Source organism: Maritalea myrionectae DSM 19524 (assembly GCF_000423365.1).
Taxonomy (GTDB): Bacteria; Pseudomonadota; Alphaproteobacteria; order Rhizobiales; family Devosiaceae; genus Maritalea; species Maritalea myrionectae.
Genome location: NZ_AUHV01000004.1, coordinates 455,016 through 472,702 on the forward strand (window position 1 = coordinate 455,016; position 17,687 = coordinate 472,702).

At 51.4% G+C, this 17,687-nt stretch carries 20 protein-coding genes and 1 tRNA gene; 8 read left to right on the top strand and 13 right to left on the bottom strand.

Features of this window, described 5'->3' with window-relative positions; genetic code table 11:
* Positions 1-46 precede the first annotated feature (46 nt).
* From rpsI to G549_RS0113435, 3 genes are all read right to left on the bottom strand, one after another.
* A complete protein-coding gene (gene rpsI, locus G549_RS0113425; RefSeq protein WP_036222633.1) occupies positions 47-535 on the bottom strand; it encodes a 30S ribosomal protein S9 in 489 nt (162 codons plus the stop codon).
* Between the two features lies 1 nt (position 536).
* Complete coding sequence (rplM, locus tag G549_RS0113430; protein ID WP_027835452.1) at positions 537-1,001, bottom strand: 50S ribosomal protein L13; 465 nt, start codon at positions 999-1,001, stop codon at positions 537-539.
* Positions 1,002-1,150: 149 nt separating this feature from the next.
* Positions 1,151-2,197 carry a COX15/CtaA family protein gene (locus G549_RS0113435; RefSeq protein ID WP_027835453.1) on the bottom strand — a complete coding sequence of 349 codons (1,047 nt, stop codon included), beginning with the start codon at positions 2,195-2,197 and terminating at the stop codon, positions 1,151-1,153.
* Between the two features lie 102 nt (positions 2,198-2,299).
* Here G549_RS0113435 and G549_RS0113440 point away from each other — a divergent pair, with 102 nt between their 5' ends.
* Positions 2,300-2,530: a DUF2842 domain-containing protein gene (locus G549_RS0113440; RefSeq protein WP_162889232.1), complete on the top strand. Its 231-nt coding sequence runs from the start codon at positions 2,300-2,302 to the stop codon at positions 2,528-2,530.
* 13 nt (positions 2,531-2,543) lie between these two features.
* On the opposite strand, the gene G549_RS0113445 is transcribed toward G549_RS0113440, so the two are convergent.
* Both G549_RS0113445 and G549_RS0113450 read right to left on the bottom strand, forming a co-directional pair.
* Positions 2,544-3,599, bottom strand: a complete 1,056-nt coding sequence (locus tag G549_RS0113445) for a polysaccharide deacetylase family protein (protein ID WP_027835455.1) — start codon at positions 3,597-3,599, stop codon at positions 2,544-2,546.
* 20 nt (positions 3,600-3,619) lie between these two features.
* Positions 3,620-5,764 (bottom strand): exopolysaccharide transport family protein, encoded by a 2,145-nt coding sequence (locus tag G549_RS0113450; RefSeq protein WP_036222637.1) that lies wholly within the window; start codon positions 5,762-5,764, stop codon positions 3,620-3,622.
* Positions 5,765-5,946: 182 nt separating this feature from the next.
* Here G549_RS0113450 and G549_RS0113455 point away from each other — a divergent pair, with 182 nt between their 5' ends.
* The 4 genes from G549_RS0113455 to G549_RS20360 all read left to right on the top strand — a co-directional run bounded on the left by G549_RS0113455 (position 5,947) and on the right by G549_RS20360 (position 10,513).
* On the top strand, positions 5,947-6,501 hold the full coding sequence (locus G549_RS0113455) for a polysaccharide biosynthesis/export family protein (RefSeq protein ID WP_027835457.1): 555 nt from the start codon (positions 5,947-5,949) through the stop codon (positions 6,499-6,501).
* A 27-nt stretch (positions 6,502-6,528) separates the two neighbouring features.
* Positions 6,529-7,629 carry a glycosyltransferase gene (locus tag G549_RS0113460; RefSeq protein WP_027835458.1) on the top strand — a complete coding sequence of 367 codons (1,101 nt, stop codon included), beginning with the start codon at positions 6,529-6,531 and terminating at the stop codon, positions 7,627-7,629.
* A 77-nt stretch (positions 7,630-7,706) separates the two neighbouring features.
* Positions 7,707-9,224, top strand: a complete 1,518-nt coding sequence (locus G549_RS0113465) for an undecaprenyl-phosphate glucose phosphotransferase (RefSeq protein WP_027835459.1) — start codon at positions 7,707-7,709, stop codon at positions 9,222-9,224.
* 29 nt (positions 9,225-9,253) lie between these two features.
* Positions 9,254-10,513 carry an O-antigen ligase family protein gene (locus G549_RS20360; protein WP_051213827.1) on the top strand — a complete coding sequence of 420 codons (1,260 nt, stop codon included), beginning with the start codon at positions 9,254-9,256 and terminating at the stop codon, positions 10,511-10,513.
* On the opposite strand, the gene G549_RS0113475 is transcribed toward G549_RS20360, so the two are convergent.
* The gene (locus G549_RS0113475) at positions 10,514-11,509 is read right to left on the bottom strand and encodes a phosphotransferase enzyme family protein (protein WP_036222640.1); all 996 of its coding nucleotides are present in this window, start codon (positions 11,507-11,509) and stop codon (positions 10,514-10,516) included.
* Between the two features lie 149 nt (positions 11,510-11,658).
* On the opposite strand from G549_RS0113475, the gene G549_RS0113480 reads away from it, so the two are divergent.
* Positions 11,659-11,735 (top strand) — tRNA-Pro (locus G549_RS0113480).
* A 37-nt stretch (positions 11,736-11,772) separates the two neighbouring features.
* A complete protein-coding gene (locus tag G549_RS0113485; protein WP_027835461.1) occupies positions 11,773-12,327 on the top strand; it encodes a hypothetical protein in 555 nt (184 codons plus the stop codon).
* A 62-nt stretch (positions 12,328-12,389) separates the two neighbouring features.
* On the opposite strand, the gene G549_RS0113490 is transcribed toward G549_RS0113485, so the two are convergent.
* The 7 genes from G549_RS0113490 to G549_RS20370 all read right to left on the bottom strand — a co-directional run bounded on the left by G549_RS0113490 (position 12,390) and on the right by G549_RS20370 (position 17,077).
* The gene (locus tag G549_RS0113490; protein ID WP_027835462.1) at positions 12,390-12,809 is read right to left on the bottom strand and encodes a GFA family protein; all 420 of its coding nucleotides are present in this window, start codon (positions 12,807-12,809) and stop codon (positions 12,390-12,392) included.
* 73 nt (positions 12,810-12,882) lie between these two features.
* The gene (locus G549_RS0113495; protein WP_027835463.1) at positions 12,883-13,416 is read right to left on the bottom strand and encodes a MerR family transcriptional regulator; all 534 of its coding nucleotides are present in this window, start codon (positions 13,414-13,416) and stop codon (positions 12,883-12,885) included.
* Between the two features lie 19 nt (positions 13,417-13,435).
* Complete coding sequence (locus tag G549_RS0113500; protein WP_027835464.1) at positions 13,436-13,747, bottom strand: integration host factor subunit alpha; 312 nt, start codon at positions 13,745-13,747, stop codon at positions 13,436-13,438.
* An 80-nt stretch (positions 13,748-13,827) separates the two neighbouring features.
* A complete protein-coding gene (locus G549_RS0113505; RefSeq protein ID WP_027835465.1) occupies positions 13,828-14,802 on the bottom strand; it encodes a beta-ketoacyl-ACP synthase III in 975 nt (324 codons plus the stop codon).
* On the bottom strand, positions 14,799-15,896 hold the full coding sequence (gene plsX / locus G549_RS0113510; RefSeq protein ID WP_027835466.1) for a phosphate acyltransferase PlsX: 1,098 nt from the start codon (positions 15,894-15,896) through the stop codon (positions 14,799-14,801). Before plsX ends, G549_RS0113505 begins: the two co-directional genes overlap by 4 nt.
* A gap of 81 nt (positions 15,897-15,977) precedes the next feature.
* Positions 15,978-16,520, bottom strand: a complete 543-nt coding sequence (locus tag G549_RS20365; protein WP_051213829.1) for a YceD family protein — start codon at positions 16,518-16,520, stop codon at positions 15,978-15,980.
* Between the two features lie 5 nt (positions 16,521-16,525).
* The gene (locus G549_RS20370; protein ID WP_051213831.1) at positions 16,526-17,077 is read right to left on the bottom strand and encodes a ubiquinol-cytochrome C chaperone family protein; all 552 of its coding nucleotides are present in this window, start codon (positions 17,075-17,077) and stop codon (positions 16,526-16,528) included.
* 154 nt (positions 17,078-17,231) lie between these two features.
* Here G549_RS20370 and G549_RS0113525 point away from each other — a divergent pair, with 154 nt between their 5' ends.
* Positions 17,232-17,669: an outer membrane protein assembly factor BamE gene (locus G549_RS0113525; RefSeq protein ID WP_027835467.1), complete on the top strand. Its 438-nt coding sequence runs from the start codon at positions 17,232-17,234 to the stop codon at positions 17,667-17,669.
* Positions 17,670-17,687 lie beyond the last annotated feature (18 nt).

Here is a 17,687-nt window from a genome sequence, read left to right on the forward strand (position 1 = left end):
AAAGGGCCGCCCATGGCGACCCTCGAAATTTCGAAAAGCGATAAAATTAGCGCTTTGAGAACTGGAAAGAACGACGAGCTTTTGCACGACCGAACTTCTTACGTTCAACAACACGGCTATCCCGTGTCAGGAAGCCACCTTTTTTCAGGACAGCGCGAAGCTCAGGCTCAAAGTAAGTCAAGGCTTTTGAAATGCCGTGACGAACCGCACCAGCTTGACCTGACAAGCCGCCGCCAGAAACAGTGGCAACGATGTCATATTGGTCTTTGCGCTCAGCAGCAACGATTGGCTGCTGCAAAACCATCTGCAAAACAGGGCGTGCAAAATATTTATTCATTTCGCGGCCATTCACAGTGATTTTGCCTGAACCAGGCTTAATCCAAACCCGGGCAATCGCATCTTTACGTTTACCAGTTGCATAGGCACGGCCCTGATCGTCCAACTTTTGAACGTAAACAGGGGCTTCATCAGCGGCAACTGCTGTGTTTACTTCGCCGAGTTCCTCAAGCGAATTGATGGTCTCTTGTTCGGCCATGTTATTTCACCCGCTTGTTTTTGGCATTGAGAGAGGCTGCGTCCAACACTTCTGGAGCTTGAGCTTCATGAGGATGCTCAGCGCCTGTGTAAACGCGCAAGTTTTTCAGCTGCTGGCGGGCCAAAGGACCGCGCGGCATCATGCGCTCAATGGCTTTTTCCAACACACGCTCAGGATATTTGCCAGTCAACAAATCGCGCATTGAACGCTCTTTGATGCCGCCTGGGTGGCCGGTGTGCCAATAGAAAATTTTGTCATCAAGCTTCTTGCCGGTATATTTTACCTTTTCAGCATTGATGATGATTACATTGTCACCGCAATCCATGTGCGGCGTGTAAGATGGCTTGTGCTTGCCGCGCAAACGAGTGGCAACAACAGCTGCCAAGCGGCCCACAACCACGTCAGTTGCGTCGATCAAGATCCACTTTTTCTCGATCTCGCTCGGTTTCGCCGAGTAGGTCTTCATTATGTATTTCCTTGATTGGTCGAGAAAGGGGTAAACGGCCCCTATTCCGTCGGTTCGGCGCAGGATTTAGGCTACTTTTGAAGGCACGTCAACAAAAAAGTTTTTATGCCTATATTTCAACACCTTACACAAGCGGTATTAATTTACCGCTAAATTTCTCTTTTCATATCAGCGAGATAGGCCACAACGGCCCCAAGCAGCAAAAAGGCGGTGACCTGATGCGCCAAAGCGAGACTGAGTGGCACGACATAAATCAGCGTAAAAATGCCCAACAGGATTTGAATAATCACCAGCGCCGCGATCACCAACATCCAGGCGTGGACGCCAGCAAACTGTGTATTTTTCCAGGCACGATAGACCAAAATCGCCGCAAACAGGGCTATGACATAGGCAAATGTGCGGTGATTAAATTGAGCTGTCGTGATGTCCTCAAACGCGTCCAACCACATGGGCGTTGAGGTGTAGATGTTGCTTGGCACCAAACTGCCGTCCATCAATGGCCATGTGTTGTAGGCAAGCCCCGCATCCATGCCGGCAACAAATGCACCTGCAATAAGCTGGATGAAGACAAGGCCACCAAACAGCCACACGAGCGGGCGCCAGCCCTTTTCAACCCAAATCGGATCAACATGGCGCAGGCGACGGACCACCCAAATGATGGCCAAAAACAAGATACAGGCCGCACTCAAGTGCGTTGCCAATCGGTATTGGGAAACATCCACGCGCTCAGTCAGCCCGGAGCTCACCATCCACCAGCCCAAAAACCCTTGAAAGCCGCCAAGGATAAACAGAATGAACAAAGAAGGCGCAAGCTGCCAGTTCAAGCGTTTTTGCGCCAGAAAGATGACGAATGGAATGGCAAAGGCCAATCCGATAACACGCCCCAAGAAGCGGTGCCCCCACTCCCACCAGAAGATAAACTTAAACTCTTCAAGGCTCATGCCTTTATTGATGAGCTGGTATTCTGGGATTTGCCGGTAGGCTTCAAGCTCTGCTTGCCAATCGGCCATGCTGAGCGGCGGGATCATGCCCGAAATGGGTTTCCACTCGGTGATGGAGAGGCCAGAATCCGTGAGGCGCGTTGCGCCGCCAACGGCCACCATGATCAAAATCAGCACGGCAAGGCAATAAAGCCAAATTCGAACGGGGCGCAGTTTATCTTGTGATTGAACGCTAATCGAGGCGGTCGAGCTCATGAGGCACTCACAACTTGTTAATTTGGTAGAGTGTGGTAAAGCCTTTGGCGTTGCGGCGCAATGCCAGTTTTTGCCGCAGGCCCGGTCATAAATGAGGACAAGATGAAGCGTCGCACAAAAAAACTATTGGGCATTCCCCTGCTGGTCGCAATTATGATCACTTATGCTGTGTTGGGCGTCTTGCTTTATGAATTCGCGTTTATGCAGCTGCCCAATTGGGTGCAGTTGATTTATTTCGCGGTTGCTGGGTTTGGCTGGTTTGTGCCTGCGACATGGGCCATCAAATGGATGTCTGCCCCCGGCCCTGGCGAAAATGAAGATCCTTACGCTTAGCATTTTCAGCCGGTTAGCTGATATTGACCCGTTTCATGCCTGCTTGCGCCGTGAAGATCGCGCCGGTCAAAAACACATCCAAAAAACGTTGCTCCTGGAAATAGCCATTTAGCGAAATGCGGGGTAACGCCGTTAAATGTTGTGCATGATCATGATAAAGCCCGCCGGGGCGTGTGGTCACAGCCGTTTCAACGCCCAATTCAGCCGCCAAATCGAACTCACGCATGCCCGCCGAAAGTGGCCCGCCAAGTGGGTAGGAAAAATGAGTTGGGCGTTTCCCAAGTTTTTCTTCCAGCACATCGAATGAGCGCAAAATCTCTGCCCGCGCCTCTTTTTTTGGTAGTTTTTTCAATTCAAAATGATGAACTGTGTGTGCACCAATGGTGCAGAGTGGCTCGGCCGCAAAGGTTTTGAGCTCATCCCATGACATGATCAACTCTTCACACTGCTTGCGCAAATCATATCCATATTGGTTTGCAAGTTTATGCATCAGGGCCACGCGATCAGGCTCTGGCACCTTGCGCATGTGCCAGTAGATTTCATCAAACGCGGTCGATTTCTCTTCGGTGGTTTGGGTGGCAAACTGCATTTGCTGCTCACCCAAGCTGATCTCGACGCTTGGATTCTGCGCGATTATGTCCTCAAGCGCTTGCCACCAAATATCGCCCTCCCCGTCGGGAAATGCCGTGGGCACGAAAAGGGTGAAGGGACAATTGTGCTTTTTCAGGATCGGCAGCGCGAATTGCAGATTATCGCGGTAGGCATCGTCGAATGTGAATACGGCGAATTTTTTGGTTTTGTCCGATGCTTCAATCCGCTTGCGGGCTTCGGTCAGGTCGACAATATCAATATCGTGGGTGCGACAGGCCATAATTGCCTGCTCCAGAAACTCAGGTGTTATTTGCAAAATCGCATTTGGCGAAAAGGCTTGTGGCCCATCTGGCAAAACACGGTGAAGCGTAAAAATAACGCCTTTGGACGCTGAAAAACGGCGAATGAGCCCGGTGAGACGCGTTGCGGCCAGCACTTCGAAGCCAGCCTTTAGAACTTTATACTTTAAACCAGCCACAAAAGATCCGTTGTTTTGGATTAGGCGACGTCTGTGTCGCGCTCATTGAGATCGGTGATACGGCAAAACCCTAAACCAAGGCTTCTGGCGTCATCGCGAATTTTATCAAATTGTGCGCGATTTATGCCCTCGTTCGGCAAAACAAGGTGGGCGCCGCTATCGGCAAAAGCGACAATTGGAGACCGTGCACCCAACTGCCCGCACTCCACAATGACAAAATCATAAAGCGCCCCAAGCGCATCAATCAACAGCATGAAATCAGGCGAGTTAAACCGCAGGCGATCTTTCGTGCCCCATGGGACGAAGAAAAGGTTCTCTTCGCGTCCGCCGTGGATAACGTCACCAAATTCTGCTTCATTTTCGCACAAATCTGTGAGGCCTTTGGTTGAGGGCAAATGATCAGCTCCGCCCGCATTGACCACGACAGCGGTTTGGCCGTTGGCGGCAATATTGGCCATCAATTCGGCAGCCAATCTTTGATCGCCACGACCTGCACGCGGTGTTGCAACCAACACAACATGCTGCTGCGACAATGCTAATTCGCTAAGTACTACAGGCAAATCATCCGCAATTTTAGTCTCTTTGTGGGCGATCTTGTGCACATCATCTTTTGCAAAAACATCACCATGTGGCGCGGTCTGCGGAGCGCGTTCCGGCATCTTATGCTCATCTGGTATATCTGATGTTTCTGTCTCGGCAGGACGTGGCGCAGCAACAGGTGCCGCAACCATTTCGCGGCCCTCGGCTTCGGCTTTACCCTGACGCAAATGTACCAAACGACCAGACGCCAATTCCCCAACAATGATCGATCCAATCTGCACAACAAGCGTAAGCGCTGCCGCGACAATTGTGAGCATCGTTTTCTTTGGTGACGCTGGTGTGTTCGGCGCGCTTGCGGTTGAGATGGTGCGTACATCCGGGAACGTCGCGCCGCTATTGGTGCGGGCCGTGGCTTCACTCAATCGCGCCAAGAATGTATTCAGCAAATCGCGCTGAGCGCTGGCCGCGCGTTCCAAATCTGCCAATGTCACGCCAGAGCGCTCTGCACTGGAGGCGGACAGTTTCAAGCGGGTTAGATCATCCTGAAGCGACTTTTCAAGTTCTTCTTCAATCTCAGCTTGCGTGGCCAAGGCTTGCGCAATGCGACGACCTTCGGCGGCAATTTGCTTATTAATGTCAGAGATCTGCGCGTCCAACGCTTGAATTGTGGGGTGGTCATCCAAAAGCGTTGCAGCGCTTTCAGCGCGAGAGGCTTGAAAATTTGCTTTTTGCTCAAGCATGCGTTGAACAATCGGGGACTCGCGAACATCCGGAACAGATTCAAGGGGTTGTCCCTTTTTCAGCAAGTCCTGAATCAAGCGCGAACGTGTCGCCGCCGCGTTTTTGCGTTCACTCGTCGCGCTGATTTGCCTTGAAATTTCTGAAAGCTGCTGCCCGAGCAACGAGTTATTGCTTTGCCCCGTGAACAAATCATTGTTCACACGAAATTCGGCAACTTTGTTTTCAGCCGCGGTCACGTCGCGGCGCAAGCGATCAATTTCCTGCTCAAGCCATTTGGTGGCGTTCGCTGTGTCTTCAATTGTAAGATTTGAACGACGCTTCTCCAATGCCGTTGCCAAAGCATTCGCAATTTCTGCAGCGGTTTGAGGGCTTTCCGACCGATAGGTGATATCGATCACCCGGCTATCCCGCGCACGCGCGGCAACGATATTGCTGTTTAGTTTATTGACGATCCGATCATCAAGGCTTTTGGGTGATGCTGTTTTTTCCCGTCCTAATAGACCCATCAAGCTGGACATCAGCCCACCGCTTGACTGTGTAAATTCAGGATTTGAACGCAAGTCCAATTGATCAACAACCTGCAGCAAGGTCTCACGCGATTTCAGCAATTGGATTTGGCTGGCAATTGCCGCATCATCAGCGGCCTGGCGTGATCCGCCCTGTTGGCGATCAGAACTGCTGACAAAGCTATCAAGGCGTGCCTCAACCAGAATTGACGCTGTGGCATCATATTTGGGAGTCATCATGGATGTGAGCACATAAACAGCACCCGCAATGATCAAGGTCACAATTAGAATGCGCGGCAACCGCTTTAAGATTGCCCCCATTAAATGGTGAATATTGATCTGTACGTCTTCGTAGCTCGAGGCCCCATTCTGGGTCATGCGCCGAATCCTTCATTGCTGTGCGTGCACGTCGTTCTCCATACATGCCCCCTTATGGTAAGCATTTGGTTAATCCGGACATCCATTGCACGCACAATTGCATACGGTTTTCGAGCAAACTTTGCTTATTGTTAACTATAATCCGGCATGGATATAGCAACTGTAATCAAGTGGGTTCGACTATGCGTTTTGTTCAGCTTTTGCTTTTGACGGCTTTAATCGCTCTTGGCGGGTGTGCGAATTTGGGCAAACCGACATTAGACACTCAACCCCCAAACGTCCCCTATCGGCTGGATACAGGCGATGTCATTCGCGTTTCTGTTTATAATGACACGCAATTGACCAACACCTACGGCATTGATGATTCTGGATATAGCTCCATGCCATTGGTTGGCCGAATCTATTTGCGCGGCAAAACCACCAACCAAGCCAGCGCGTTGATCACAGCGCGGCTTGCCGAAAGCTATCTGCGCGACCCCAATGTCGCAGTGGAGGTCGCCACCTATCGGCCGTTCTTTATTGAAGGCGAAGTCGCAAGTTCAGGGCAGTTTGCCTATGTCTATGGCATGAATGTGCGCGACGCGATCGCGGTGGCCGGTGGCTTCACCGATGTGGCCCAACGTTCAAGCGTCACCCTTTATCGCAAGCAGAATGGACAAGTGCTGGAGCAAAAGGTTCCGCTTGATTTCGTCTTGATGCCAAGTGACACCATTGTCGTACATGAGCGCTGGCTTTAAAATTTCCAACAAAGGTCGATAGTTGTCGTGAAGATCCTTCAGATTTTACGGGCGCCTGTTGGCGGATTATTTCGCCATGTCAGTGACTTAACCAAAGGCCTTGATGCCGCAGGTCACGAAGTGGCCATTGTTGTTGATGAGCTTTCAAAAGACTCTCAAACCGATGAGAAGCTGGCCGCTCTGGCCCCCCATGCGCAGCTCGGCATCCACGAAATGCCCATTCCGCGGTTGTTTGGTGCCGCTGATCTGACTACGCCGTTCAAAATACGCGGACTGGTACGGGCACTCGACATCGACATTGTGCATGGACACGGCGCAAAAGGCGGATTTCACGCCCGGTTAGGTGCCCTGGGATTAAACGCAAATGCGTTCTATACGCCCCATGGCGGCGCGTTGCATTTTTCCAGTCGGTCGCCCGCCGGTTTCGTGTTTCATCGCCTGGAAAAGCTGCTGGTTCGCGCCAGCACCAAAATCATTTTTGAAAGCGCCTACGCGCAAAAAACATACAATAGAGCCATTGCTGACGTGGGCACCCGCGGTGTTGTTATTCACAACGGCTTGGACGAAGCTGAATTTACGCCAATTCCCAGCGACAATTCTTTTGATTTCGTATTCGTTGGTGAATTGCGCGACTTGAAGGGCATCGCCTATCTGCTGGAGGCCTTTGCCACGCTATGTACGCGCACGGACAAAGAGTTACGGTTGCTGATGATTGGTGATGGACCGCACCGCGAAATGTTTGAGACCCAAGCACGCGAACTGGGCATTGCGGCCAATGTGACCTTTGCAGGTGCCAAGCCTGCTGTTCAAGGATTTGCGCACGCAGAAAACGTCATTGTGCCCTCACTTAAAGAATCGCTGCCCTATATCGTGATGGAAGCGATCGCGGCCGGCAAACATGTTATTGCGACAAATGTTGGCGGTATTCCAGAGATTTACGGCCCTTGCGCCGATGAGCTTATCCCGGCAGCTGATTCCAATGCGCTGTTGGAAAAAATGAGTGAAGCGTTGGCGCGCTCAGCCCAGGAGCAGCCTGCCGATCGGCGCCTATTTGAGCATGTGCACCAAGAGTTTGTGACCAGCCAGATGGTTTCGTCAATTCTCGCACAATACGAATCTGCTCAATAGATTATTAACCCTCTGCTTTCACTCGGTTTTCACTCTCCTCCCCTATATTTCGCGACAGTAGAGGTTTGGGGAATAATATGTTTCGAATAGATCCAAAGCGTGTCGTTGCTGAATATGTGGGCAATAATCGCGGAAATGGCGATAAAAAATTGACGGCGCTCGCACAAAAAATTGCTGATGCGCCAGTTGAGCCCGCCATTTCCAGCATGGTGATTGTGGGGACAGTGCAGGCCATTGAAACCGCTTTGCTTGGCCTACTGGGTTTCATCATCTATTTTGTCTATGTCGGCAATGAAGAATTCAGCCATTATGCAGCGCTGATCGGCATCTCTTTGTTGATTTCATTGTTTGCGTTCAACATCGCCAACTCGCACGAGATTAGCGTTTATCGTACCCGGATCATCCAAACCAGCCGCGCCTTTGGCGCTTGGTCAGCCACACTGGGCCTTGTGCTGGTGGGGCTGTTTTTGGTCAAGTTGGGCGAATATTTCTCACGCGTTTGGCTGGTGAGTTGGTTTGGCCTGGGTGCACTCACAATCGTTGTGTTCCGCTATTTTGTGCGTGAAAAGGTAATGGAATGGACCGGGCAAGGCCGGCTCAAGCGCCGCACGGTGATTGTCGGTGGCGGACATGAAGCAGAGTTTTTGATCGAAAGCATCCGCCAGACCGCCGTGAACGACATCGAACTTCTTGGCATGTTTGATGACCGGGCCGACAAACGCTCTCCTGATATTGTGGCCGATTGCCCGAAACTGGGCAAGGTTGCCGATTTGTTGGAGTTCGCCCGCCAAACACGCGTCGATCTCATCATCGTGTCGCTGCCTGTATCTGCTGAGGCGCGCGTTTTGCACATGGTGAAGCAACTGTGGGTTCTTCCGGTGGATATCCGCCTTTCCGCGCACATGAGCAAACTGAAATTCAAAAATCGTGCTTATTCGTTTTTGGGTGATGTGCCTGTTTTCGACATGGCTGACCGTCCGATTTCGGACTGGAACCTCGTGGTCAAATGGATTTTTGACAAGAGCGTCGCTTTGTTTGCGCTGCTGCTGTTCTCGCCCGTTATGTTGATTACGGCCATCATGATCAAGCTCGACAGCAAGGGCCCCGTCTTTTTCAAACAAAAGCGTCACGGGTTTAATAACGAGCTGATCGAGGTTTATAAATTCCGGTCGATGTATACGGATATGTCGGACGCAAAAGCGTCAAAGCTGGTCACCAAAGATGATCCGCGCGTAACAAAGGTTGGACGGTTTATCCGCAAGACTTCACTTGACGAGTTGCCGCAATTTCTCAACGTGTTGCGCGGTGAGTTGTCTATTTGCGGCCCTCGCCCCCATGCGTTGCAGGCAAAAGCCGCCAATGAGCTTTATCATGACGCCGTGGATGGTTATTTCGCCCGACATCGGGTGAAACCTGGGATTACAGGTTGGGCGCAAATACATGGCTGGCGCGGTGAAACCGATACCACCGAGAAGCTGCTGCAGCGGGTGAGCCACGATCTGCACTATATCGAAAACTGGTCGATTTTTATGGATATCTATATCCTGTTCATGACGCCGATTTCTTTGGTCAGCAAAAGTGAAGGCGCCTATTAAGGCGCCTCTCGCGTCTCAGGTGGAATGGCATGAGCATCACCACACCTCTTTCAAATGACACCACCGATCGCGGCGTGCCCCTTTTGGCACATGCTGCGATGCGGTTTTTGGTGCCCATTTGGATCGGGAGTGGCTTTTTCGTTCTGTTTGAGCCCGCGCCCTATGAGCTTTTGTTTTTCGCGGTGTTCGCACTTGCCATCGTTGGCGGGATGAAAATGCATTGGCGCACCAACAATCTGTTGATCGCCATTCTTTGCTTTATCCCACCTGCCTATATCGCCGTGACGCAAATCAAATATGGCACGCTTATGGAAGCGTTGATTTTCACCACGGTCACGCTGTTCTTGATGCTGACAGGCTATTTCATCGCCAACTATGTTAGCGAAAACCCCTGGCGGCGCATGCGCACGATCAACAAGGCGTATTTGTTCGCTGCATTGTTGAGCGCCATTTTGGGGACAACCGCATATCTTGGCATTTTGCCTGGCGGCGACATTTTTCTGCGGTTCGGCCGCGCCAAGGCCATGTTCAATGACCCCAACGTTTATGGTCCGTTTTTGATGCTGCCCACAGCCTATGTGTTTCAGCGCATTCTTTTGGGCAAACCCAAAGACATGCTGGTGAACAGCATCTTCTTTCTCATCCTGTTCGTGGGAATTTTTGTTTCCTTTTCACGCGGTGCGTGGGGACATTTGGTTGTGACAGCGGGCTTGGTCTTCCTGTTCAATTTTCTGCTCGAAGCCACTGCACGTGAAAAACTACGCATGATTGTTTTGGCCATTCTGGGCACGATTGGTTTGTTCATCGCATTGCTCGGCCTTTTATCCATCCCTGAAGTTCAGGAACTCTTCGTGCAGCGTTTTGCGCTGGTGCAAAGCTATGATGGGGGTGAAACCGGTCGGTTTGGACGTCAGGCCTGGGGCTATGCCCTCGCGTTGCAAACGCCATTGGGCACCGGCCCATCACAGTTTTCGTCTATGCGCATCACTGAAGAGCCACATAACACCTATCTCAAGGTGTTTCTGGATTATGGCTGGTTCGGCGGCATGGCGTTTGTTTGGATGGTGTTGATGACACTTAATCGCGGCATTCGCTGCATGGCCATCGCTTCGCCCAACCGCTTGCTGCTGATCCCGGCCTTGGCGACCTTTATCCCCCTCAGCATCGAGGCGGCGATTATCGATGTTGACCATTGGCGGCACTATTTTTTGGTTATGGGTGTCATTTGGGGGGTCACCTCAGGTTATGACAAAGTCGGCCCGCCCCGCAAGGAACGTTACCTGCCGTAGTCAGCCGTGGGTCGCCAGATAGTTCTCAATGAGTGGCACACCGCGCGGCACAAAATCCTTAGCCATTTCGGCGGCAAACGGCGATGAAATGTGCGACCCAATCCAGGCGGTGAGCGCCATGCGCCGCAGCATAATCATCGTCTCTAACTCGGCTTCATCTTCTTTTGAAAGCGCATGAATTTCACGGTAGCCCTTCAACCAGGCATCCCGCAATTGCGGCACCTTTGGGCTATCTTCGATGAACGAGATTGCGGCGGCGAAGTCGTAAAGATACCAGCAATAGCCGCAATCGTCGAAATCGATCAACTTGGTTTGGTCCCCGTCAATCAACAGATTGGCCAACCGCATGTCTGCATGAATCAGGCCGTAGCGTGCATTTGATTTACCGAACGCTATGAGCCGTTGGCGAAGCGTTTGGTCCAGTTGCTGATAAACCGCTCGGTGCGCGTCCATAAGCGGCGCTTTGCGCCAATCGCCCCACAATCCGTCCGGATCAAGAATTGTGTTTTCCGTCCATTGCAGCCGTTCAAATCCGTCCGGCGGTGTCCAGCTTTGCACGTGTTGATGCGCCTTTGCCGCCAGCTGTCCTAGCTCTTCAAACGAATGTTGCAGATCGTCATGCTCGCTAGGCTCACGGCCCCTTTCAAATTCAAACAGCACCATAAACTGAGCGGGAACTTCAGTATTAGTGTTTACGGGGGCCGATTGCAGGACGGCGCTGTTCGCGCCGGGGATGGGCGTGGGCGTAAACATGCCTTTGTCGCGGCGTAGCGCTTGCATCCACGCCAGTTCAGACTGAATTGCCGCTGCGCTATTATAGCCATAGCGGTGCACACGCAGCACCGATTTTTTGCCGTCCGGGAGCGTCAGCAAAAAAGTCGCGTTCTCTGTGTGGTTGATCAGCTGAAAATCAGCGCGCTGCCACGCAGGCCAAAGGGCCAAAGCCGCCGCCAATTTGTTGGCGCTGATTCCGGTTTGCTCAATCTGATCGTGCATAATGCCCTTCCCACTTGGGGTGTGGGCATAACGCATAAATGTAAAAACACCAAAATGAAATTTTCATCGGCGCAATACTAAAAAATTTGACTGGCCAAGCGCCTTTGGCTTGCGCCAACTCAAAAACTTGGTTAGACATTGCGCCATGTCGGGGCGTAGCGCAGCCTGGTAGCGCATCTGTCTGGGGGACAGAGGGTCGTAGGTTCAAATCCTGCCGCTCCGACCATTTTTAAAGCCATTTTTGTTTAACGTCGGCTCTTATTGTGACGTTTTTTGCGCGGCTAAAAGCCGAAAATGCCAAACTAGCTGTATTTGATGAAGCGTCTTGCGCGATTTATATCCCATGGCGCGAATACCAATTCCGTTGGGACTGGTTTATTGCTTTATCGGCAATTTTTGTCGGCGTGTTTTTCCTGGCCGGACTGTCTGAAATTCAGCGTTTATCGCATTTCGTGATCGCGGCGGTCATCTTTGTTGGCCTGTTTGCAGCGCTGGCATATTTTTGGTTTCGCCAGTTTAACAATGAGGCGATCACTTTTCCGGTTTACATAAATGCAGACGGCATTTGCGGCACTGGTGAATTTCTCAATTCCGCAACCCGATGGCATGAGATTGATGAGCTTTGCCTCACCCATCCCAGCCGTGGCTTGGCGTTCAGTCCGTTATGTTTAGGCCTTTCCCTAATGGCTGATGGCCGCGAAATCTCTTATATTGCCCTGCCCTATATCACCCCGGATGAATATAAGAAGCTCGATCGCATTTTGGCGAAACTGGCGGCGATGCATGAAGTCCATTATCGGACGAGCACCGCTGCTTGAGCGAAAGCGTAAGTTCCCCATCATGCGTCCAGCACATGGGAGCTTCTCGAGACGCCGCGAGATTAGGGCTTTGTCAGGATTTCGATATCATCGGGGAATTTATCAAATTGGGGCACATTTTCAGGCATCACTTCCCATGATGCTTTTGACCCTACAAAGATATGTGCTTTGATTTCAATATCATGATCATCGTCCAAGCAGCCAAGTGTGATGCCGTGGATTTCGCCATCAACCACGCCACAAAGGCTAGAGCCACAGGTTGAGCAAAATAGGCGGCCTTCATGACCCTCTTCTGGGTATTTCTTGAGGTTGTCCTCACCGCTCAACCATTTGAGACTGCCGGGTGTGATCACCGCGTAAGAATTGGCTTGGGCGCTAAATGCTTTTCGACAGCGAGAGCAATGACATGATCGTGCACCATAAACATCGCCATTCAGCTCATATTGCACCACACCACAAAAACAACCGCCGCGTCTTTTCATCTTATGCTCTTCCCAAAATAAAGGCCCTGCTGGAAGTCCAGCAGAGCCTAACATCATTATATCTACTCAGATTTCACTCTGACTTGGATTTCACTGCATCCTCCAAGATGCGCTTGCATTCCAGCAATTCGGTCAACGCTTCATTCAAGCGCGCACGTGAATAGGTGTCCGTCACCCCTGCCTTCTTTGCAATTTCAATGGCTTCATTGACCGTGATTTCACTCGACATGTCGGGTCTGGCATCGGCTTGATGCCCATTTTGAACGTCTTGATTCTCTTGATCTGCCCCATCGCCATTCGTGAGTGCACCAACAGGTGCAACGGGTTCGATGGCGCCCTTTTCGCCGATGGCAATCACATGGCGTGCGCCATGTTCTTTGAGGATTTTTTGAACGCCCTTGATGGTGAAACCTTCATCATAGAGCAAATAGCGGATGCCGCTTAAAAGCTGCACATCATCTGGGCGATAATAGCGGCGCCCACCGCCGCGTTTTAACGGCTTAATCTGCTTAAAGCGCGTTTCCCAAAAGCGTAAAACATGCTGCGGGAGATCAAGCTCGTCAGCAGCTTCTGAAATGGTTCGAAAAGCGTCTGGCGACTTCTGCAATTGATCCCTCGCTAATCACTTATTTCTTGCTGGACAGCATAGATTTGTTGATTTTGGATTTTAGCACATTACTGGGCTTAAAAACCAATACACGGCGCGGCAAAATCGGCACTTCTTCGCCCGTTTTCGGGTTTCGGCCTACGCGTTCGTTTTTCGATCGCACCAAAAATGAGCCGAATGATGACAACTTAACGCTCTCACCTTCCACCAAAGAATCACTCATCAGTTCCAATACGCGCTCAACCAAATCGGCTGATTCCGCCCGTGAGAGACCCACTTGCTGGTACACAGCCTCACTTAGGTCAGCTCGCGTTAACGTTTTTCCGCTCATGACTTCCCCGCAAAAAAGATCAATAGTTCTATGAGCATAGAACCACGTTTTGTATCGGTCAATGTATGAGTTTTACTCAATTACCACCGAATAAGGGACGCAGCCCAGGTAAACCCGCCGCCCATGGCCTCAATCATGACAAGATCGCCCTGCTTGATCCGTCCGTCGTCCACAGCCACGCTAAGCGCCATCGGCACTGATGCAGCCGACGTGTTGGCGTGCTTATCCACAGTGACCACAACTTTTTCGGCCGGAATTTTCAGTTTTTTGCCCGCGCCATCAATAATGCGACGGTTGGCTTGGTGCGGCACGAACCAATCTAGCTCATCCACCGTCTTGCCAGCCTTCGCAAAGGCCTCTTCCACCACATCCGAAATCATGCCGACAGCATGGCGAAACACTTCGCGGCCTTGCATTCGCACAAACCCGACGGTTCCTGTAGATGACGGGCCGCCATCCACATAAAGCTTTTCCCAATGGTTGCCATCAGAACGTAGTGAAGACGACAGAACGCCGCGTCCGTCTTCCTGGTCCTCGGGGACAGCTTCAAGCACCATGGCGCCGGCACCATCGCCGAACAATACACAGGTGGTGCGGTCTTCCCAATCCAATAGCCGCGAAAATGTTTCCGCGCCGATCACCAGCGCCCGCTTGCCCAATCCATTTTTCAAATGGCTATCGGCTGTGGCAACTGCAAAGACAAAGCCGGAGCAAACCGCCTGAATATCGAATGCGGCACCGTGTGTGATGCCGAGATTGCGTTGAACAGTTGTTGCGGCAGCGGGGAATGTGCGGTCAGGCGTGGTGGTTGCCAACACGATCAAATCGATGTCCTGTGGCGTCAAACCTGCAGCTTCAATCGCTTTCAAACCCGCCTTGGTGGCAAGGTCCGAGGTAAATTCATCATCCCCGGCCACATGGCGTTGCTTGATGCCGGTTCGCTGGGTGATCCACTCGTCGGATGTGTTCACACGCTGAGCCAATTCATCATTGGTGACAATCCGCTCTGGCAAATAATGGCCCACGCCACGCACAATCGTTTTCAAATTGGTCACGCTGAACCTACCTCGTTGTTTTTATTTTCATCGTTTTCTTGATCAGCATCATCATCTGCTTGATCCGCATCATAGGCGGCATATTCCTGCAGCCCCTCGCCGATCTTCTTGATCAATTGGTTATGCGCCATTTCATAGGTCAAGCCCAGCGCGCTCTTAAAGCCGATTTCATCTGTGCCGCCATGGCTTTTGATCACAATGCCGTTCACGCCCAAAAACACAGCGCCGTTTGCGGTGCGCGGGTCCATCTTGGACCGCAAGGTCCGCATCGCCCCCATGGCCAGCAGTGCGCCAATTTTTGAAAGCCAGCTTTGGCTGAGCGCGGTGCGCAAATAGCTTGCGACCTGCCGTGCTGTGCCTTCTGCTGTTTTCAGCGCAATATTGCCGGTAAACCCTTCAGTGACCACCACATCCACGGTGCCCTTGCCCAAATCATCGCCTTCAACAAAGCCATGATATTTGAAGCCTTGGCCCGAATGGGCATGCAATTGCTTGGAGGCGTCTTTTACGGCTTCCAGGCCTTTGACCTCTTCCACCCCGACATTGAGCAAGCCGATGCTGGGCTGGTCAACGTCGAACAAGGCGCGCGCCATGGCCGCCCCCAAAATGGAAAAATCGATTAATTGCTGCTCGTCGGCGCCAACAGTGGCGCCAACATCAAGCACAACGCTTTCGCTGCGCAATGTCGGCCATAACGCCGCCAATGCCGGACGTGAAATGCCCTCCATCGGTCGCAAGCAAAAGGTGGCCATTGCCATTAAGGCGCCCGTGTTGCCGCCTGAAATGGCGGCCTGTGCCTCACCGTCTTTGACAGATTGCAGGGCGTTCCACATGGACGACTTTCCCCGCCCCTTTCGCAAGGCTTGGGAAGGTTTATCGTCCATGGATATGACATTGTCGCAATGGCGAATTTCAGAGGCGCTTTGCAGCTTGTCGTATTTTGCCAAAAGCGGTTTCAGCTCATCTTCACGCCCATGGAAAATGAATTTTGCCTTGGGGCGCTCGATCAGCGCAAGGGCTGCGCCCTCCACCACGATTTCGGGCCCATTGTCGCCGCCCATGGCATCAACGGAAATGATGATTGAATCTGACATTATTCTCTTTATTCGCACTCCGTTATGCCGCAGCTTATCCAAGACAGGCCATGACACAAGTTATTTTCACGAAAAATGACTTTATTTCTTGTCCTTTAGCGCCGCGAGCGCGGCAAAAGGAGACTCATTTGAGTCGTCATCATCGTCTTGGATATCGGCAAGTTCCGCATCCTCTTTGCGCGGGTAAGGATTAAGCGACAGCAGCAGGGTTTCCACCACCATTGGGGCCAAATCGATATAGTCGCCTTCGAACCAATCCTGATCTGGCTCGCTATCGAGATTAACGAACACTTCGGCATTTGGCGGCACGTCCACAACTGGCGGCTTGCCGGGCATGTAGATACGCTCAAAGTCCAGCGTAACATCCTCTTTCACGGGTTCAAGCGTCACCACACATGCCTGCTCGACAATAGCAGTGCCTTGCCCTGTGGCCTGGTAGCCGCCGCGAAAGGGCCGCACGGTGATTTTGCCTTTAAAGGCTTCAACGCTGCTGAGCTTGGTTTCTTCAACCAACAATTCTTTGATGGCGTCATCCGCCTCAAAGTCATAGTCACGCCCGTCCCTTGGCACTTCAGAGAGCCGCACCTCAAGATCGAGCATTTCGTTTAGATTTTGCGCCGCCATAATGTTTAACCTTGCCCGCCGCCAGCCTGAATTGCATCATTTGGCGACAATAGATTGAGCGTTCCTTTGTCAATTTGACCTTGCGGGTCTAAATGATCCAGCTGCCCAAAGCAATAGTGCGCCAAAATCTTGGCGTTTTCCGGGTCTTCTGGATCAAAAAGGTTGCGCGACAGCGCTTGGGTTAGCCCCTCAACATCTTTGGAATCAAAATGATCTTTGATTGCACCAAGCAACCCGTAGAACAGCTCTGACATTTTCTTGACCTTTTTCGGCACGGTCAAATCGCCCACTCCCATTTCGCGCAAGGAGCGGTCCATGTCCTTAAAGAAAAGATCGAAAAGTGTTTGCGCAAATTGTCTGGTCTGCTCATCCTCTTCATGCAAACGGTGGAAAACCAAAGACAGGTGCAAGGCGATCATATCGAACCGCCCGGTTACATTATCGTGGATGCCGTAGTGCAAATAAAAGTCAGGATGCCGAGATTGCGCCACAATGGCATTATAAACCGCATAGGCAGCATCAGCATGTGGGTTTTTACGAAAGGGGTTGAAAATCATCTTCTTTTCGTCGTTTTATGCCGCAAAGCTGTTGTTGAGTATCATTGATGTTTGTTGGCTTGCCAAGTCGGGCATATGCCAGCTAAACAGTGTTACGTACTCACTTCGTGTTTAGACTAGTTAATCGAGATTGTCACAGAAAGCCAATTATATGATGGTCCTGCGTTCTGCAAATCGTTTTCTTTCCATATTGTTTGTTGTTTTTGTTACAGTTGGCCTGTCCGGCTGCCTCACACAGCAACGCACCCAAGGCTATGACATTCCTGAGGACAGTCTTGAGCAAGTGCGCCCTGGCGTCTCCAAAGAATTGGTTGAGTTTGTGTTGGGTTCACCCCAAACCACCAACACTTTTGGCGATGAACAAGCTTATTATTATGTGGAAACCAAAGTCGAAAAGACGGCATTTGGCCTCACTTCCGTCAAATCACGCACCGTTTTGGCTGTATATTTCGACAAAAAAGATCGCGTGACAGACAAGGCGGTTTACGGCCTTGAAGATGGTAAGGTCGTCGATGTTGTATCGCGCCGCACACCGGGCTTTGGCCAAGATCGCTCGTTCCTGCAGCAATTGCTTGGTTCACTATCATTCTAAATTGATGGTTTGATGAGG